This window comes from Martinezella hainanensis, assembly GCF_900094555.1.
GTDB classification, from domain to species: Bacteria; Pseudomonadota; Alphaproteobacteria; order Rhizobiales; family Rhizobiaceae; genus Rhizobium; species Rhizobium hainanense.
Map to the genome: position 1 here is coordinate 230,010 of NZ_FMAC01000007.1, position 16,403 is coordinate 246,412.

The 16,403-nt window shown below is 60.4% G+C and carries 16 protein-coding genes; 8 read left to right on the forward strand and 8 right to left on the reverse strand.

Translation table 11 applies throughout. The features are described from left to right. Positions 1–7: 7 nt before the first annotated feature. The 6 genes from GA0061100_RS22505 to GA0061100_RS22530 form a co-directional block, all read right to left on the reverse strand. Complete coding sequence (locus tag GA0061100_RS22505) at positions 8–898, reverse strand: ABC transporter permease (RefSeq protein WP_075854967.1); 891 nt, start codon at positions 896–898, stop codon at positions 8–10. A 25-nt stretch (positions 899–923) separates the two neighbouring features. After that, a complete protein-coding gene (locus GA0061100_RS22510) occupies positions 924–1,850 on the reverse strand; it encodes an ABC transporter permease (RefSeq protein WP_075854968.1) in 927 nt (308 codons plus the stop codon). 10 nt (positions 1,851–1,860) lie between these two features. Next, positions 1,861–2,727, reverse strand: a complete 867-nt coding sequence (locus GA0061100_RS22515) for an ABC transporter ATP-binding protein (protein ID WP_075855122.1) — start codon at positions 2,725–2,727, stop codon at positions 1,861–1,863. Then, on the reverse strand, positions 2,720–3,688 hold the full coding sequence (locus GA0061100_RS22520) for an ABC transporter ATP-binding protein (RefSeq protein WP_075854969.1): 969 nt from the start codon (positions 3,686–3,688) through the stop codon (positions 2,720–2,722). The genes GA0061100_RS22515 and GA0061100_RS22520 overlap by 8 nt, the downstream gene beginning before the upstream one ends. Before the next feature lie 11 nt (positions 3,689–3,699). After that, positions 3,700–5,307: an ABC transporter substrate-binding protein gene (locus GA0061100_RS22525; RefSeq protein ID WP_075854970.1), complete on the reverse strand. Its 1,608-nt coding sequence runs from the start codon at positions 5,305–5,307 to the stop codon at positions 3,700–3,702. A 79-nt stretch (positions 5,308–5,386) separates the two neighbouring features. Next, on the reverse strand, positions 5,387–6,433 hold the full coding sequence (locus GA0061100_RS22530; RefSeq protein ID WP_244557921.1) for a LacI family DNA-binding transcriptional regulator: 1,047 nt from the start codon (positions 6,431–6,433) through the stop codon (positions 5,387–5,389). Positions 6,434–6,867: 434 nt separating this feature from the next. Here GA0061100_RS22530 and GA0061100_RS22535 point away from each other — a divergent pair, with 434 nt between their 5' ends. The 4 genes from GA0061100_RS22535 to GA0061100_RS22550 all read left to right on the forward strand — a co-directional run bounded on the left by GA0061100_RS22535 (position 6,868) and on the right by GA0061100_RS22550 (position 10,451). Then, positions 6,868–7,413: a hypothetical protein gene (locus tag GA0061100_RS22535; protein ID WP_083961423.1), complete on the forward strand. Its 546-nt coding sequence runs from the start codon at positions 6,868–6,870 to the stop codon at positions 7,411–7,413. A gap of 23 nt (positions 7,414–7,436) precedes the next feature. Further along, positions 7,437–8,111 carry a DUF2278 family protein gene (locus GA0061100_RS22540; RefSeq protein ID WP_075854971.1) on the forward strand — a complete coding sequence of 225 codons (675 nt, stop codon included), beginning with the start codon at positions 7,437–7,439 and terminating at the stop codon, positions 8,109–8,111. A gap of 100 nt (positions 8,112–8,211) precedes the next feature. Beyond that, a complete protein-coding gene (locus tag GA0061100_RS22545; protein WP_075854972.1) occupies positions 8,212–9,945 on the forward strand; it encodes a phospholipase D-like domain-containing protein in 1,734 nt (577 codons plus the stop codon). A 131-nt stretch (positions 9,946–10,076) separates the two neighbouring features. Continuing rightward, positions 10,077–10,451 (forward strand): hypothetical protein, encoded by a 375-nt coding sequence (locus tag GA0061100_RS22550; RefSeq protein ID WP_075854973.1) that lies wholly within the window; start codon positions 10,077–10,079, stop codon positions 10,449–10,451. 364 nt (positions 10,452–10,815) lie between these two features. Here GA0061100_RS22550 and GA0061100_RS22555 read toward each other — a convergent pair whose 3' ends face one another. After that, on the reverse strand, positions 10,816–12,456 hold the full coding sequence (locus tag GA0061100_RS22555; RefSeq protein ID WP_075854974.1) for an FAD-binding dehydrogenase: 1,641 nt from the start codon (positions 12,454–12,456) through the stop codon (positions 10,816–10,818). Between the two features lie 426 nt (positions 12,457–12,882). Between GA0061100_RS22555 and GA0061100_RS22565 the strand changes: the two genes are divergently transcribed. After that, positions 12,883–13,107, forward strand: coding sequence for a hypothetical protein (locus GA0061100_RS22565; RefSeq protein ID WP_075854976.1), 225 nt, complete (start codon positions 12,883–12,885; stop codon positions 13,105–13,107). 258 nt (positions 13,108–13,365) lie between these two features. After that, on the forward strand, positions 13,366–13,743 hold the full coding sequence (locus tag GA0061100_RS22570; protein WP_075854977.1) for a hypothetical protein: 378 nt from the start codon (positions 13,366–13,368) through the stop codon (positions 13,741–13,743). A 32-nt stretch (positions 13,744–13,775) separates the two neighbouring features. Here the strand turns inward: GA0061100_RS22570 and GA0061100_RS22575 are convergent, their stop codons facing one another. Next, complete coding sequence (locus tag GA0061100_RS22575) at positions 13,776–14,363, reverse strand: TetR/AcrR family transcriptional regulator (protein WP_075854978.1); 588 nt, start codon at positions 14,361–14,363, stop codon at positions 13,776–13,778. Positions 14,364–14,415: 52 nt separating this feature from the next. Between GA0061100_RS22575 and GA0061100_RS22580 the strand changes: the two genes are divergently transcribed. Further along, the gene (locus GA0061100_RS22580) at positions 14,416–15,114 is read left to right on the forward strand and encodes a DUF4336 domain-containing protein (RefSeq protein ID WP_075854979.1); all 699 of its coding nucleotides are present in this window, start codon (positions 14,416–14,418) and stop codon (positions 15,112–15,114) included. Between the two features lie 105 nt (positions 15,115–15,219). After that, on the forward strand, positions 15,220–16,392 hold the full coding sequence (locus GA0061100_RS22585) for an acetate/propionate family kinase (RefSeq protein ID WP_075854980.1): 1,173 nt from the start codon (positions 15,220–15,222) through the stop codon (positions 16,390–16,392). The last annotated feature ends 11 nt before the right edge of the window (positions 16,393–16,403 follow it).

Below are 16,403 nucleotides of genomic sequence, written 5' to 3' on the forward strand. Positions count from 1 at the left end.
GGGCAACCTAATGAAGTGTCGGATCGAGAACGTCGCGCAGATAGTCGCCGATCAGGCTGATCGACAGCGACAGGATGAAGATTACGATGCCCGGCAAGATGGCGATCCACCACTCCGTCATCACATAGTCGCGGCCCGCACCCACCATGCTGCCGAGGCTCACGAGCGGCGGCTGAATGCCGAGCCCGAGAAAGCTCAGCGCCGATTCCTGCAGCAGGATTTCCGGCAGGACGATCGTCAGGTTGACGAGGACGACGGAGAGGATGTTGGGCAGCACATGCAGGAAGGCGATACGCCCCGTTCCCGCACCATTGCGCTTCAAGGCAGCGACATAGCCTCGCTCGAGTTCCAGCCCGGCCATGGTGCGCACCAGCCGCGCGTAACGCTCCCAGCCGTAGAGGCCGAGCAACGCCATGAAAAGCCAGAGATTGTCGCCGAAGAAGGCGAGGACGGCGAGCGCGATGATGAGGAACGGCATCGATGCCTGAAAATCGACCGCGACGCGGATGAGCATATCGGCAAATCCGCGACCAAACGCGGCAAAAAGCCCGAGTACCGTGCCGAGCGCCAGGCTGATTGCCGATGCGCCGAGCGCGATCAGCAGGCTGGTGCGCAGGCCATAGAAGATACGGCTCAGAATATCGCGGCCAAGCTCGTCCGTGCCGAGAATGTGCTTGAACGAACCGCCGAACAGGATTGGCGGCGCCTTGCGGGCGTGAAGATCGATCTGTGCAAAACCATGGGGCGCAAGCACATTGGCAAAGATCGCGACCATGATGAAGGTCACGAGGATGATGGCACAAATGGCCGTCATGAGATCGAACCGGAGATTGGGTCGGAAGGTTTTCTCTGATCTGGTCTTTGGGGAAACGTCGGCGCCGGTCGCTGCATTCGCCATGGCTGATACCTTTCGAGGCGGCCGATCAGGCCGATGCCCGATGCCGCAAGCGCGGATCGGCGAGAATGTAGAGGCAATCGATCATGAGATTGGCCGTCACCATCGTCGCCGTGATGAGAAGCACGATGGTCTGCACGATGTTCAGATCGCGCTGCGCCACCGAGGAGACGAGAAAGCGGCCGACGCCGGGCCAGGCGTAGACGCTCTCGACGACCGCCGCCCCGCCGATCATGCCGCCGACGAGGAAACCGAGCATGGTCAGAAGCGGCAGGGCCGCATTCGGCATGATGTGCCGCCAGAGAAGCGCGCTCTCCCCGATGCGCTTGGCGCGCGCTGCCAATATGAAGCGCTGGCCCAGCACCTCCAGCACGCTCGAGCGGACGAAACGGGCGATGATGCCGGCGTTGTAGAGACCGATGACCAGAACGGGCATGACGAGATGCGCCACCGTCGATCCCCCGCCGCTTGGCAATATCCGCAGCGAGACGGCAAAAAGCTGGATGAGCAGGATGGCGATCAGGAAATTCGGCAGCGAATGCATCAGCACCGCAAGCGCCATCACGAAGCGATCGATCAGGCCGCCGCGATTGCGCGCCGCCAAAATGCCGAAAGGCACGCCGGCGCCGAACGCCAATATCAGGGCGGCGCCCATCAATTCCAGCGTCGCCGGGACCTTCGACAGGACCAGTGTCAGCGCATCCTGCCCATTCAGCAGCGACGTACCAAAATCGCCGCGCAGAAGGTGGCCGAGATAGGCGAAATACTGGATATAGAGCGGCTGGTCGAGACCCCATTGCTGCCGCATCAGCGCCACCACTTCCGGCGGCGTCTCGATGGGCAACAGAGAATGCAGCGGGTCGCCGCTGACGCGCAGGATGACGAAGGTGAAGGTCATCGCCAGGAACAGCGTCACGAGTGCTCTTAGAAACGCCCGCAGGATGGATTGAAGCATTGCTGTTCCTTCAGAGCGTTTCGAGCATGGCCGTTGCCCGCCGCACCCTGCCGCGCCGCCCGCGGGGAACGGCAGACAGAAGCTTGGCGGTATAGGGATGGGCCGGATTTGCGAAGACATCATCCGTCGGGCCGGTCTCGACGATGCGGCCCGCTTCCATGATCGCGACGCGATGCGAGACATGCCGAACCACCCGCACGTCATGGCTGATAAAAAGCAGCGACAGGCCGCGTGCGCGCTGCAGCTCGAGCAGGAGATTGAGCACCTGCGCCTGAACCGAAACGTCGAGCGCCGAGACCGGTTCATCGCACAGCAGAATTTGCGGCTCGACGACGAGGGCACGAGCGATGGCGACGCGCTGGCGCTGCCCGCCGGAGAGCTGATGCGGAAATTTCTGCAAGGCGGAAACCGGCAGGCTGACGGCCTTGAACGTCTCTGCGGCGCGATCGAGCCTGCTTGCCGGATAGCCTATGCCATGAATTGCCAGCGTCTCCACCATCTGATGACCGACGCTTCGGCGCGGATCGAGCGCACCCATCGTATCCTGCGAAACGACCTGTAGATGTTTTGCCAGACCACGCCGGTTCGGCTTCATCAGGCTCTGAAAGGGCTGATCGAACAGCGTGATTTCGCCAGATGTCGGCATACGATCGCCGCAGAGCAGTGAGGCAAGCGTGGACTTGCCGCAACCGGACTCACCGACAAGGCCGAGGGTCTCGCCGGGTTTCAGTTCAAGGCTCACATCCTTGATCGCGTGAAATCCCCTCGCCCGGCCCGGCCAAAGGGAAAAGCCGGGCGCATAGGAAAATTGCAGATCGCGAGCGGCAAGTGCGAGCGTACCCTCCTGCGCATCGAAGGGGGTTTGCTTCTCAGGCATCATGGGAACTCCATGGATTGAAGCAGGCAAGGGCTGCCGCGCCGGCGATCAACGGCGGAACCATCGTCGCGCAACCCGGCTCGGCGCGTGGGCAGCGGGGCGCGAAGGCACAGGCCTGCGGCAGGTCATCATGCAGTTTCAGCTCGCCGGGGATGTCCGCGAGCCTTTCCAGCGGCCTACCCCGTCCGGGCATCGCCTCCAGCAACAGCCGCGTATAGGGATGGCGCGGATTGTCGTAGAGATCGTCGGTGCGATTGATCTCGACCAACGACCCCGCATACATCACCGCAATACGGTCGCAGACCTCGGAGACGAGGTCGAGATCGTGGCTGATGAAAATCATGGGAATGCCGCGCTCGCGCACCGCCTTGACCAGGAGAGCAATGACCTGCGCCTGTACCGTCACGTCAAGCGCCGTCGTGGGTTCGTCGGCGATGATCAATCGCGGCTGCATGGCAAGCGCCGTCGCGATCATCACGCGCTGGCACATGCCGCCGGAAAATTGCGCGGGATAGGCATTGTAGCGCGCCTCGGGTTGCGGGATCGCGACCTCCGCCAGGAGCCGGAGTGCTTCAGCTCTGGCCTCCTTTGCGGACATGCCGGCGCTGACGGCCGCCTCGGCAATCTGGGAACCGATGGTGCGCACCGGATCGAGACAGGAAATCGGCTCCTGAAAGATCAGCCCGATCGGCGGCAGCTTTACCCGCGACCGCGGACCGAGCTCGGCCGCGTCATACATGGCGTCCTGGAAGGAAATATAGCCCGTCGCGCTGGCGGTCGCCCCCAGAAGACCCGCGAGCGCAAGGCAGCTGAGGCTCTTTCCCGATCCGCTCTCTCCGACGATGCCGAGGATTTCACCCTCGGCAAGGTCGAAGGAGACATTGTTGACCGGATGAAACCTCCCGGCGCCCGTTCTGAACGAGACACTCAGATTGTCGACGGAAAGAACGGGAACGCCCATCGCGAAGCAGCTCAGCTTTTCTGCTCTTCGAAGGCAAGGCTGCCGGCGCCGAGATCCATCTGGAAAGCCGGCAGAGGCTGCCACTTGATGCCCTTGCGGACGCCGAAGAAGACGGCATTCTGATGCAGGACGGTGACGCCCGGATCTTCCCATTCGATGAGATGCAGCATGTCGCGGAAGATCTTGGCGCGGTCGGCAGGATCAACCGTCGTTTCCATTTTCGCGCCGAGCGCATCGAAGTCGGCATTCTGCCAGATCTTGAACGAGGTGAGCGAGCCGGCGGCGCTGAATTGCGTGAAGAAGGAAATATAGGGATCGGGGATCTGCCCGGTGCTCGACCAGTTGCCGGTCGCGCGGGTCGGCGAGTTGTCGAACAGCTTGCCGGATTCCACGAACTTCATCTTGGCGTTGACGCCGACGGCCTGCCACATGGCGACAACGGCCTGCGTGACCGGATTTTCCGCCGTGTAGTAATTGTTCTGCGAGCGGACTTCGATCTCTTCGCCGTTGTAGCCGGCATCCTTCAGAAGCTGCATCGCCTGATCCGGATCATATTTGTAAGCCGGATAATCCTTGAGATAGATGGGGCCGTAAAGTTCGAACTGCAGGCCGTTCGGCACCTTGGTGCGACCATTCCAGATCGTGTCGACGATCGCCTGGCGGTCGATGGAAAGGATAAGGGCCTGGCGGACGCGAGGGTCCTTCAATGCGGGATTGTTCTTGTCGAAGAACAGAATGCGGTTGTTCGGAACCGGGCCGCCGACGATCTCATGGCCGGTGCTGGCGGTGACGACCGAAAGCTGGTCGGGCGGCAGGTCCGTGGCGATATCGTAATCACCTGCGAGCAAGCCCGCGATGCGCGAGGACACTTCCGGCACGATGCGCAGGGTTACCCGCTTGGCGGCCGGCTTGCCGCGATAGGCCTGGTCGTGCGCGGCGAGAACGACGCTCTCATTGGCCGTGTAGCTTTCGACCTTGTAGGGGCCGGCACCAACGGGCTTCTGTCGCCAGGTCGTCCAGTTGCCGCCGTTCTTCTGCCAGGCATCCTTGCTGATGACGACAGCCGCATAGGATGCGAGGCGCTGCAGAAAGATCGGGTCCTGGAACTTGGTCACGAAACGGACCGTCAGCGGATCGACCACTTCGACGTGGTCGAGGCTGGTGAAATTGGTGCGATAGGTCGGATAGCCGGGCGCATCCTTGTTCAGGAGCCGCTCAGGCCCGAAGGAGAAGGCGACATCCTCGGCGGTCATCTCGCGGCCGTCATGGAAGATCACGCCCGGGCGTAGCTTCATTTCGAGCACGGTCGGCGAAATCCAGGTCCAGGACGTGGCGAGGTTCGGCTTGACCGAGAAGTCGCCGCGCATGTCGAGCGCAAGCACGGTCTCGTGGATGGAATAGTTGTTGCGAAACGCAACATTGCTGGCGGCATCTACAGGTTCCTGAGACACCGGATTCATCTGAACGGCGATGCGCAGTTCCGGCCTCTTGTCGGCGTTGTCATCAGCTGAGGCAGACAGCGCCGGGACGAAAGCGGAAAGGCCGGCAGCGGCTCCCATCAGAAGGGTCGTGCGGCGGGTGACCGGGCTGTTGAAGCCGGTGAGCAAGAATTCGGACATCGGCACACTCTCCTGTTAAAGCTTTGCACAAACGTTTGCGCAAATGAAATACGACCACTTGCGCTCAAAACTGTCGTTTTTACGCAAGGGAGAATGGCCGCAAGCTAGGCGAGCTCGATGACGCACGTATGACAAGTTCGGGCGGCACGAAACGTATCGGACGCATTGCAACGCGCGCGTCCATCGGGAGGTTCGAAAGTTCAATCAGGAGGTCAAGCGAGGCCTCGCAGAGCGCATCCGTCGGCTGGGCAACGGTCGTCAACGGTGGTGCCCAGTAGGCAGTGTCGGGCACGTTGTCATAGCCGACAACGGAAATATCGGTGGGGATTTGCAGGCCGAGATCGCGCAAGAACGCAACGACCTCGATCGCAAGCCCATCGCTGCCGCAGATGAGTGCCGTCGGGCGCTCGGGCGAGGCCAGCAGATCTGCAAAGAGCTTGCGGTCGCGCTCGTCCTTCTCGAAGGAGATGACGCCGCCGGCCATGGAGCCGGCGCTATTTCCAACCACCTCTTCAAACATCGACAAGCGATCACGAAGCGCGCTGCGGCTGATGCGGTAAACGAAGGAGATGCGGCGATGACCGAGCCCCTTCAGGTGGTCAAAGAGAAGATCCATGCCGTGGCGATCATCCGTCAGCACCGCCGGGAGCGGCCCCATCAACCCGGCACCGAGCGTCACATGCGCCTTGCCCATGCGGTCAAGATGATCGCAAAGCGCCTGCTGACCGGGAAGATCGCTGACCATAATCACACCATCGAAGAAATCCTGCTGGAACAACTGCAATTGCCCTGCGATTTCGCCGGCCTCGGCCTTGGCCTGCGCCACCAGCAACTCGACGCCCCGGCGCTGCGCTGCCGCCTGGAGGCGGCTTGTCAAATGCGGTTGATAGTGACCCGACAGGCTATTGACGATCGCGCCGAGGACGCCGGTCCTGTGGGTTCTGAGTGATGTCGCCAGACGGTTGACGACATAGCCGACGCTGCTTGCCGTCGCTTTGACGCGCTCCTGCGTTTCCAGACTGATGCGGCTGTCGGCATGTCCATTCAGGACGCGGGAAACCGTGGTCGCAGACACGCCAGCCAGCCGGGCGACTTCCAGAATGCCGATTCTCTTTGGTGCTTTCATGCGGCCTGCCGAAACTCCTCCCTTCGCGCCGACCCGACGGCGAGGGTTTCGAACTCTTGCCTCACTTCATTCGAGACGCAAGCTTACATTCCGGCTTCAGGGAGATTTTCAGAGGCGACCGTGAACATCAAGCCGAAGCGGGACAAGAAGCACCTGTCTGCGACTTGGCGAGCTGAGGCTGTCAAAAATGGGCGCAGACAACGGGAGGCGAAATGCTGTAAGATCAACCAGCAATGGAAATCGCGACTCAGGCACTGGCCGAGCTTTCCCTTTGAGATTTAAGCCGCGATTCCATATGCGATGGCAATTTGTTTTGTTCATGCGCATAGCGAAGCCACGAAATTTGGCCTTCCCAAAATCGCAGCAACGATCGACAACGAAGCGTCCAGGCTTGTCAAAGCCCATTGAAATCCACGTATTTTGAGGACCCTACCTTGGCGCCACGCAAGATCATGATTATCCGCCACGCCGAACGTCCCATGGACGACGGCAAGGACCAGGGCGTTCGGCCTGACGGGACGCCGAACGAAAACTTTCTGACCGTGAGGGGATGGCAGCGGGCCGGCGCTTTGGTTCGCCTGTTCTGCCCGCTTGGCACGAGCGGCGCCCAAGGCACCATCGAACGGCCGACCTCACTTTATGCGGCGCATCCCGACGACAAGCATCGCAGCCACCGCACTCGGTCGACCCTTCAGCCGCTGGCTGACCTGACCGGGCTCACCGTCAATATCGATCACGCACGCGGCGAAGAGGCGGAACTTGCAAAAGCCATCCGGGATCAGGCGGGAGTGGTGCTCATTGCCTGGGAGCACAAGGCAATTCATGAGATCGTCACAGCGTTGACGCAAAGTGCGATAAACGCGCCCGTTTGGCCCGACGATCGGTTCGACATGATCTTCGTGCTGACGCCGGATCCGGCCTGGCGTCTCGTCCAAATGCCGCAACAGCTATTGGCAGGCGACCAGGCAAGCATCTTCTAGCCCCCAAATGAAGGTCCTTTCTCATGACACGTGAACGGCGGAAACCCAAGAATGCCAAGCGCACCTACGGAGTCCTCGTCGGCAAGGTTGCCGATGGCGCGATGAAGCCGTCGGGTTCCTCACCGCATTATGAGATCTGGGTCAAAGCAGGCGATGAGAATTTCCGCATTGCCGTCAATGTCCAATCCGTTGATGGCAGCGAGGTGCTGGTTCATTACGACCCCGACTTCAAGGACAATAGCAGCCACGATATTGCCGGGCTTGCCCAAGGCCCGACAGGTTTCAAGGCCTTGCAGACCGGGCCGGATGGCGAGGGTCTGGACTATGTTCGCGACACGCTTTTCCCGATCGCTGACATGACCGCCATTCCAGCCGACGGGGCACAGCTGTCGCTATCCAACATGCTGGACGGACAGATCGAGCGCGCAAAGGCCGACACAAGCGCCGTCATCGTCGCCTTCGGAGAGTATTTTCAGGACCAGGGAAGCGACGAGACCTTTCACTTCAGCCCGGAACGCGGCGTCCACGACATTCACTTCATGCAGGGCAACTCCGGCAGCTTCGCCGACGACAATCGCGTCCATGGCGATGGCGGGCTGTTCATTCGATTTACCGGCGGCGAGACCATGGCCCTGTTCGTGCGCTTCAGCGTTCAGGTGCTGAAAACCGACGACCAGACCGGAGCTCCACTCGGCTGACGGGCTTTCGGTCAAGGCCTCGCGAGATCAGAACGCGAGCGCAAATCTCATACTCGACAGCAATTGCAGAAACCGAAGCAATCATCCAGGGAGAGGTACAATGAACATAAGTCTGATCGTGCATCCCGGTGTCGATAGCGCTCTTATTGCCTGGCGCAGCGATTTCATCGACCAGTGCCGTGGCTTCGCCTTGCGACGGAAGATCAAGCGGGCGGCCGGAAGCCCGCAAAGCCCGAACACGGTTTCCGATGTCGATGCCGATGGCTATCATGAGGAGATCGTTGCGAGCTGGGTCGGCTTTGCAGATGGGCCGGCCGTCGAGGAGGGTACACGCAAGCCGACGACCGAATGGCCGATCCAGAAGTATCTCTGGTCCGATTTCGCCGTCAATCCGGGCGATATCGTCGCCTACCGGGTCTCCGCCATAATCGGGCCTGAGACGGCGCTGCAGGAATCGGCCGATCACGTATCGGACTGGAGCGATGCCATGCAGATCGGGGCCGAAACCAGTGGCCATGTCAGCTGCTATTTCAATCGGGGTATCGTCGCCAGCCAATGGCTTGCGCGAGCTTTGCCCGAAGAGGCTCCCACCACCAAACTCAAGAAGGCGATCGGAACTCCGGACGATCCGATCCGCCGCTTCCTTGCAGGTCCGATCCGCGACAAACTGGTATCGCTCCTGAACGATGCTAGATCAAATAGCGGCCATATCTATGCCGCCCTGTTCGAACTAGACGATCCGGAGCTCATTCCCCTGCTGCAGGGCTTCAAGAAACGTGCCCACATCGTGCTTGGCAATGGCAGCGTCAAGAAAAAGGGCGATGACGAAAACGAGGATGCCCGATCCGACCTATCCGTCTGCGATGTCAAGGATCGCATGAGCGCGCCGCGGGCGCTGGCGCACAATAAATTTCTGGTCATCTGCGATGCCGACAAGTCGCCCCAGGCGGTGTGGACCGGCAGCACGAACTGGACGATGACCGGCCTTTGCACCCAGGCCAACAATGCGCTTCTGATCGACAACCCTGCCGTGGCGGAATTCTACCTCGACCAGTGGAAGACGCTTGCCTCCGACGGCAACGATTCTCCACCCGCGCTCTATCAAAGCAATGCCGAACCCAGAACAACGCCGAAAGCCAAGAATACGACGGTCTGGTTCACGCCGATGCGCGAAGGACTCGACCTCGAACAGGCGGGCGAGCTGATCCGCGGCGCCCAGGAGGGCATCCTGTTCGCCATGTTCAATCCCGGGCCTCGCGGTACGCTTCTCAACGACATCATCGAGCTTGCGTCTCCGTCGAGCCCTTCGTTCAAGCCCGATCTCTACATCCAGGGCGTCGTCAACCAGAATCCCGGCACGGCAAAGAACCCTGTCGTGCTCTTCAACAGAGGCGAACGGATCGACGCCAATGCCGACGTCGTTCTGCCCGCCGCAATCCCCGGCCGTTTTGCCTATTGGCAGAAGGAAGTTCTGAAGCTGCCGACGGCCCACGCCATGGTCCACAGCAAGGTGGTCATCGTCGATCCATATGGTCCCAATCCCATCGTCATGACTGGCTCCCACAATATGGGTCCGAAGGCGAGCGGCGTGAACGACGAGAATCTCGTCATCATCACCGGCAACGGCGATCTCGCCAGCCAATATGCCGGCAAGATCATGGAGATCTATGCCCAGTATCGCTGGCGACAATCCGTTCAAAAACAGGGCGGCGCGCCCAAGTGGACCGGTCTTGCCAATGATGACAACTGGCAGATCAAATCGCCCGACCAACCCTATGACAAGCGCCGCATACGCGAGCTCGACTTCTGGTTTGGCAAGAATGACAACACCTGACGGGTGTCGGCCCTGGATCGCAGCAAATCCGCTGCGGTCCTCCCTGCGGGCATAGCTCGACTTGCTCGTGCGTTTGTAATGCCGAGGCAATCTTCGGCTTCTAGTGGCTTGGCAACAATCTGGATTATCCAATGTTGCTTCGCCGCTCTCTTTCCATGCTTCTCTTTATCGGCGCTTTGGCGCTTACGGGGTGGGCTTTCGTCATCGACAAGCCTTATGTGGGCCGGTCAGACAAGATAGCCGCGCAATATCACGGACCGCTCGCAGGCGTGCTTCACCTCGTACCCGAACGGCAAGGCACTGCAGGGCACGATATTGCCGGCAATGCCGTGCTGCCTGGCTCCGGTCGCGACCTCTACCAGGCCTCCTTGCATGACGGCGGCGACTCAACCCCGACGCGTAGCTATTTCGAAAGGGCGAGGATGCTTCTATACCTTCTGCGGTCGCGCCATTGGCGTAAAGCGGCTCATGACGAACTTCGCAAGCCGACCATGGGACATGAATAATCCCGCCGCTTTTACCTAAAGCAGGCCGCGCAAAAGTGTGCAGCGGTTTTGCGACGACGACATGCGCAAGATCAAGGATCTAAAGCGCGAAAAGCGAATCTGAAAGATCACTTTTCACGCTTTAGATGACGCCAAGTAAGGAGCGCCGATTGCTCTTCGCGCGCACACGCTGCTGGATCTCCCTCACCGCCAGGATTTCCAGCCGTCCATTCGGGTAGGTTAAATAAACCTCTGGTAGATGCTATCAATTAAACTACCGGCTTGGATGCCACCCCCGGGCCGGCCATTGCAGCGTCCGACGAGACTGCATGCCCTCGCAGTGTCGTCGGACACCCTTCCTGGAACGGCGTCTATTTCGACCAGCTCATGCTGCCCGTCCTGCTTTGCGGCCAGAGAAAATGCACCCTCCCAGGAACGTGCCTTCCAGCGCATTGTAGCCGTGGTATCCGCCACCACCGAAGCCCGCCGCCTCGCCACAGGCATATAATCCCGGTATGAGTGCGCCGCTCCGCCCAAGCGCCTGGCTATTCAGATCGGTTTCGAGCCCACCCAGGGATTTGCGCGTGAGGATGTTGAGGCGAACGGCGATCAGAGGGCCGGCTTTTGCATCCAGTATGCGATGCGGTGGAGCCGTGCGCATGAATCGATCGCCGAGATAGCCACGCGCCTGTCTCAACGCGACGATCTGGGCATCCTTGGCGAAGGGATTGCCCAACTCGCGGTCGCGGGCTTCGATCTGGGAGCGCAGATGCGCAAGGTCGAGCGGGTGATCGCCGATGCGGTTCATACCGGCGACCAGCTCTTCCAGCGTTTCGGCGACGATGAAATCCTTACCCTTCGCCTTGAAGGCTTCCACCGGCGGGGGAGCCAACCGGCCAAGGCGGCTGCGCAGGAGCAATCCTATGTCTCGTCCCGTAAGATCCGGATTCTGCTCGGAACCCGAAAGAGCGAACTCCTTCTTGACGATCTTCTGCGTGGTCACGAACCAGCTGTAACTATGGCCGAGCTTGCAGATATGCTGCAGCGTCGCAAGGTTGTCGAAGCCCGGCAGGCAGGGTGCCGGCATGCGGTTGCCATTGGCATCGAACCAGAGCGAAGACGGGCCAGGCAGTATGCGAATACCGTGGTTCGGCCAGATCGGGTCCCAGTTGGTAATGCCTTCGGTATAGTGCCACATCCGGTCACCGTTGATCGGCCTTGCACCGGCAGCCTCGGCATGACCGATCATCAGGCCGTCCACGTGATGGGGCACACCGCTCAGCATCTGATCAGGCGGAGCGCCAAGACGTTCGACGGGCCAGGCACTACGAACCAGCTCCTGATTGCCGCCGATGCCGCCGCTTGCAATGATCACCGCACCCTCGATGCGGAAGTCCCCCACGACATCACGGTTCGACTGCTGACCCCGGGAGACACCATCCTCCGCCAGGATCTCACCTTCCACGCCGGTAATGCCATTGGCGTCGCCGATCAGCCGCGTCACCCGCCGACGGAACAACAGCTCGACCTTGCCTTCCCTCTCTGCCGCCAAAACCCGCCTCAGGAATGGATCGAGAACGCCAGGCCCCGTGCCCCAGGTGAGGTGGAAGCGCGGCAAGGAATTGCCATGCCCGTCGGCAAGACCCCCGCCACGTTCAGCCCAACCGACGACGGGAAACCAGCGCATGCCGAGCCCGTGCAGCCAGCTGCGCATCTCGCCGGCGGCAAAATTGAGATAGGCGTCCGCCCAGGCACGCGGCCAGAAGTCCTCAGCCCGATCGAAGCCCGCCGCACCCAGCCAATCCTGACGGGCGAGATCGAGACTGTCGCGGATGCGCATCCGCCGCTGCTCCGGCGTATCGATCATGAACAGCCCGCCGAGCGACCAGAAGGCTTGACCTCCCAGGCTCGCGCGCGGCTCCTGATCGACGAGGATCACCCGTTTCCCGCGCTCTATCAGCTCGCAGGCGGCAACAAGGCCGGACAAGCCTGTTCCGACGATGACGACATCCGCACGACTGCTCATTCGTTCTCCCCCAGCGAATAGCGTACTCATCTGGAAGTCTAGTGAAGCTTACGTAAAAGTAAAATAGATCTGATGAGGGTCGGGAATCCATCGTTGTGTGGCTTCATGCCTCCCATCAATACCGCTTTCGGTTGTGGCGCATCCGGACTGCGCACTGGACACAACGGCGCTCGAACGCCGTTCCTACACGATCAGATAGCCGGCAGGGCAATGGATCGAATGGCGGCATCCACCAAGCCTGCATCCCATCTCCACGAAACCTGCACCATATTCATGTTGTCTTCCGATGCCGACAGGCGACCAATCGCCCCTTTTTCCGACGAGGCAGCCGCTGTCGCCACGAAAGGGCCTTCAGCAGGTATGGAGCGTCGAGCATAGACGGGCATAGCGCCAAATGACACAGCCAGATCCCGCAGGGGAAACATCATGTATAAACGCAAGACGCCCACGCTTGTCGATTGGCTTGCGCTGTTGGCGCGCCTGACGCCGATCATTACCGCTTATGTTTGGCCGATATTGCTTCGTTTTATTCTAGGCACCGTCTTTTTTGTCGCCCTCGCCGCACTCATGTATCATTTGCTTGAGGTGGAATTGAACTTTTCCGTGCATGGCTCCCCTCCGCAAATCGCTCCGCTCACCCTTGAGCGATAATTTTTGCCCCGGAACCGATAACCCTCCCCGCTCCGCGCATCACGCCGTCTTCGAAGGAACAAAGCGCGGAGAGGCGATGCCCCCGCTATCGAGCCTGCGTGACATCCTTTCGGTGAACCGCGAAAACCCAGGCTCGCAATTGACTGGGAGCAGGAAATCACGACAGAGTGCGCCCTCCACCGCCTTCTCCATCGCATCGGCTTGCCTGACATCGGAAAAGGCGCCATTCGATTGCTTAACGAGAGAGGAGCGTCAGCCATGGGCAAGCTTCCCGACATGACGAAACACCGCGGCTTTCCTTCGGGCATGCCGGGTACAGGCGTACAATTCACCATTCGCCGCGCAAATCCCAAGGGCGTGACGCCGATCAAGAAACTGCCGCGCCGCGCGCGGCCGGGAACGCAAGAACACCGGATCGACGCCGCATTCCTGCACGCGCTTTGGCACTATTTCGGAGCTGAACCCTTCGAGCGCGGCAATCTCGACGCCGCTCGGCTGAACCTCCTCTTTGGACGAGAAGTCCTGCCAGCCGACAAGGATTTCGACCCGGTCTCGTACGAAGCCATGTTTGTGATCAACGAAAAACTGGCGCGCGAAAGCTTTCCCGAAGCGTTTGAAGACGTGATGGAGGTCTGAGGCCGCCTAGAAGCGATGTCCCCTGAGGGCCGTCAACGCAAGGGCTGCGCGGTAGAACCGATGCCTTCGACAAGGATGCGGATTATGTGGCTGATCTCCTGCTCCTCGAACGATCCCTTCGACAGCGATGTCAGCATGGATTGTCCAAAAACGCCGAGCAGGACAAGGGTCATGAAATTGGGGTCTTCGTCCTTGCGAATGATCCCTTGCCGCTGGCCAAGAACCAGAATGTCCCTCACCAAGCCCTGAAACGAAGGCCGATCGGCGGGCGGTTCGAGCGACGGCCGTTCGGCGGGGCTGAGAGCAAGCCTTGCAAGCGAGGGATTGGCGAGGCACCAGCTTGCGCTGTCGACGAGCACCAGTTCGAGCAGGGACAAAACATTCTCGTTTGCCGCCATTTTCACGCGATAGCCGGCATCCTGTGCTTCGACGAGTCCGATCAGGCAGAGCGCGATCTCCTCCTTTGAGCGAAAAAGATTGTAGACTGTCTTGCGCGTCAAACCGGCGCGGCCCGCTATTTCCTCGATGGAGGTTGCAGCAAATCCAAGTTCCCTGAAAGCCGCATCCGCAGCATCGAGGATGAGTTTTCGCGATCGTTCCGTGCGCTTCAAGATTGTCATTTTTATACAATAGTGTAATTTTACACATGTGTAAATGAAATCGGATGCTGCCATGTTGAAGGAATTCGGTCCCGATATCTGGATTGCCGATGGCCCGGTCGTGACGGCTGCGGCGGGATTTCACTATCCGACGCGCATGGCCGTCATCCGGCTGACCAATGGCGATCTGGTCCTATGGTCGCCCGTGGAACTCACAAGCGATCTGCGCTTTGAGATCGAAGCTTTAGGCACGGTGCGGCACCTCGTACCGCCAAACGCACTGCATCACACATGGCTTGCCGAATGGCACGAAGCTTTTCCCGAGGCGAAAATCTATGCACCTCCCGGCCTGCGGGAAAAGCGCAGCGATATCGCTTTTGATGAGGACCTTCGCCGTGACACGCCGATTTCCGCCTGGATGGGAGAGATCGATATCGTCATCGTCGAGGGAAACCGGATAACGACGGAAGCCGTCCTCTTTCACCACCGCAGCGAGACGGCGATCTTTGCCGATCTCCTCCAACAATTTCCGCGGGATTGGTTCAAGGGATGGCGGGGCCTCGTCGCCCGGCTCGATCTCATGGTGGCGCCAGAACCCTCCGTGCCCCGCAAATTTCGTGTGGCTTTTACCGATCGTCAGGTCGCTCGCGCCGCGCTCGACCATATTCTGGCCTGGCCCGCGAAAAAGGTTCTGATGGCGCACGGGACCCCGATCACTGCCGATGGTCAGGCGTTTCTTCGGCGCGCATTTCGCTGGCTTGCCGGTGAATGACGGCCTCATTTGGCGAGAAAGAGCCGCCTGCGACCGTCTGCATAATTGCTTCCGCAGGCGAACGCACTAACTTGCGGTAGTCGACACTCTTCACTCGAGGCTGACATGTCCGACGATGTCTTGCTGACATTCAACGCCGGCTCCTCGACCTTGAAAATCGGGGTCTTCGAACTGGCAACAGAGGGGCCAAGGAATGTCGGCCGCGGCAAGATCGATTTCGATCAGAGCCCATTGATGCTTCGCTATTCCATCGGCCCGGATAGATACGAGAAGACGATCAGGGGCAACAACGGGGCGCAGTTCGTCTCCGTCATCTCCGCAACGCTGGATCATATGCTGGCTCACCTTCCCGGCAGGCTCCACGCGGTCGCCCACCGCGTCGTCCACGGAGGCCTGACGTTTCAAGAGGCGACCCCGCTGGATGACGCTGCAATCGAGCGGATCGAGACGCTCGTGCCCCTTGCGCCGCTGCACCAGCCACAGGCCCTGCGTGCCATCCGATCGATGGAAGCGCTGCGGCCGGACGTCCTGCAGACCGCCTCCTTCGACACGGCCTTCCATGCGTCGCAAGCCGACCTGGTGCGTCGGCTGGCGATCCCGCGCGCCATGCATGACGACGGCGTGCGCCGCTACGGCTTTCACGGCCTCTCCTACAAATATATCGCCTCGCAGCTTCGAAAGATCGATCCGGAAGCTGCAAGAGGCAAGGTCGTGGCCTGCCATCTCGGCAGCGGCGCCAGCCTCTGCGCGATGGAAAACGGCATCAGCCGCGATACCAGCATGGGATTTTCGGCGCTGGACGGCATCCCGATGGCGACCCGTCCCGGCTGGCTGGACCCGGGCGCATTGCTCTATCTCATGAGAACTGGAATGCCGCAGCCGGAAAAGATCGAGGACTTCCTCTACCATGAATGCGGCCTGCTCGGCGTTTCCGGCATCAGCGGCGACACGCGGGTTCTGCTCGATGACAAGAGCCCGGAAGCCGCCGAAGCCATAGATCTGTTCTGCCTGCGCATATCCGGCGAAGTCGGCCGATTATGCGCCACGATCGGCGGTCTCGATGCGATCGTCTTCACCGCCGGCATTGGTGAGAACCAGCCGCAGATCAGAACCCGCGTTGCACAAAGGTTGCAATGGTTGGGTATTGAGATCGATGAAGGTGCGAACATGCGCAACTCGATCGCAATCAACGCGGCATCCAGCCGCGTGAAGCTGTTCATGATCCCGACCGACGAGGAACGGGTAATCGCCGACGAGGCCGTTGCCCTCATCGCTTGACGAAAACGAGG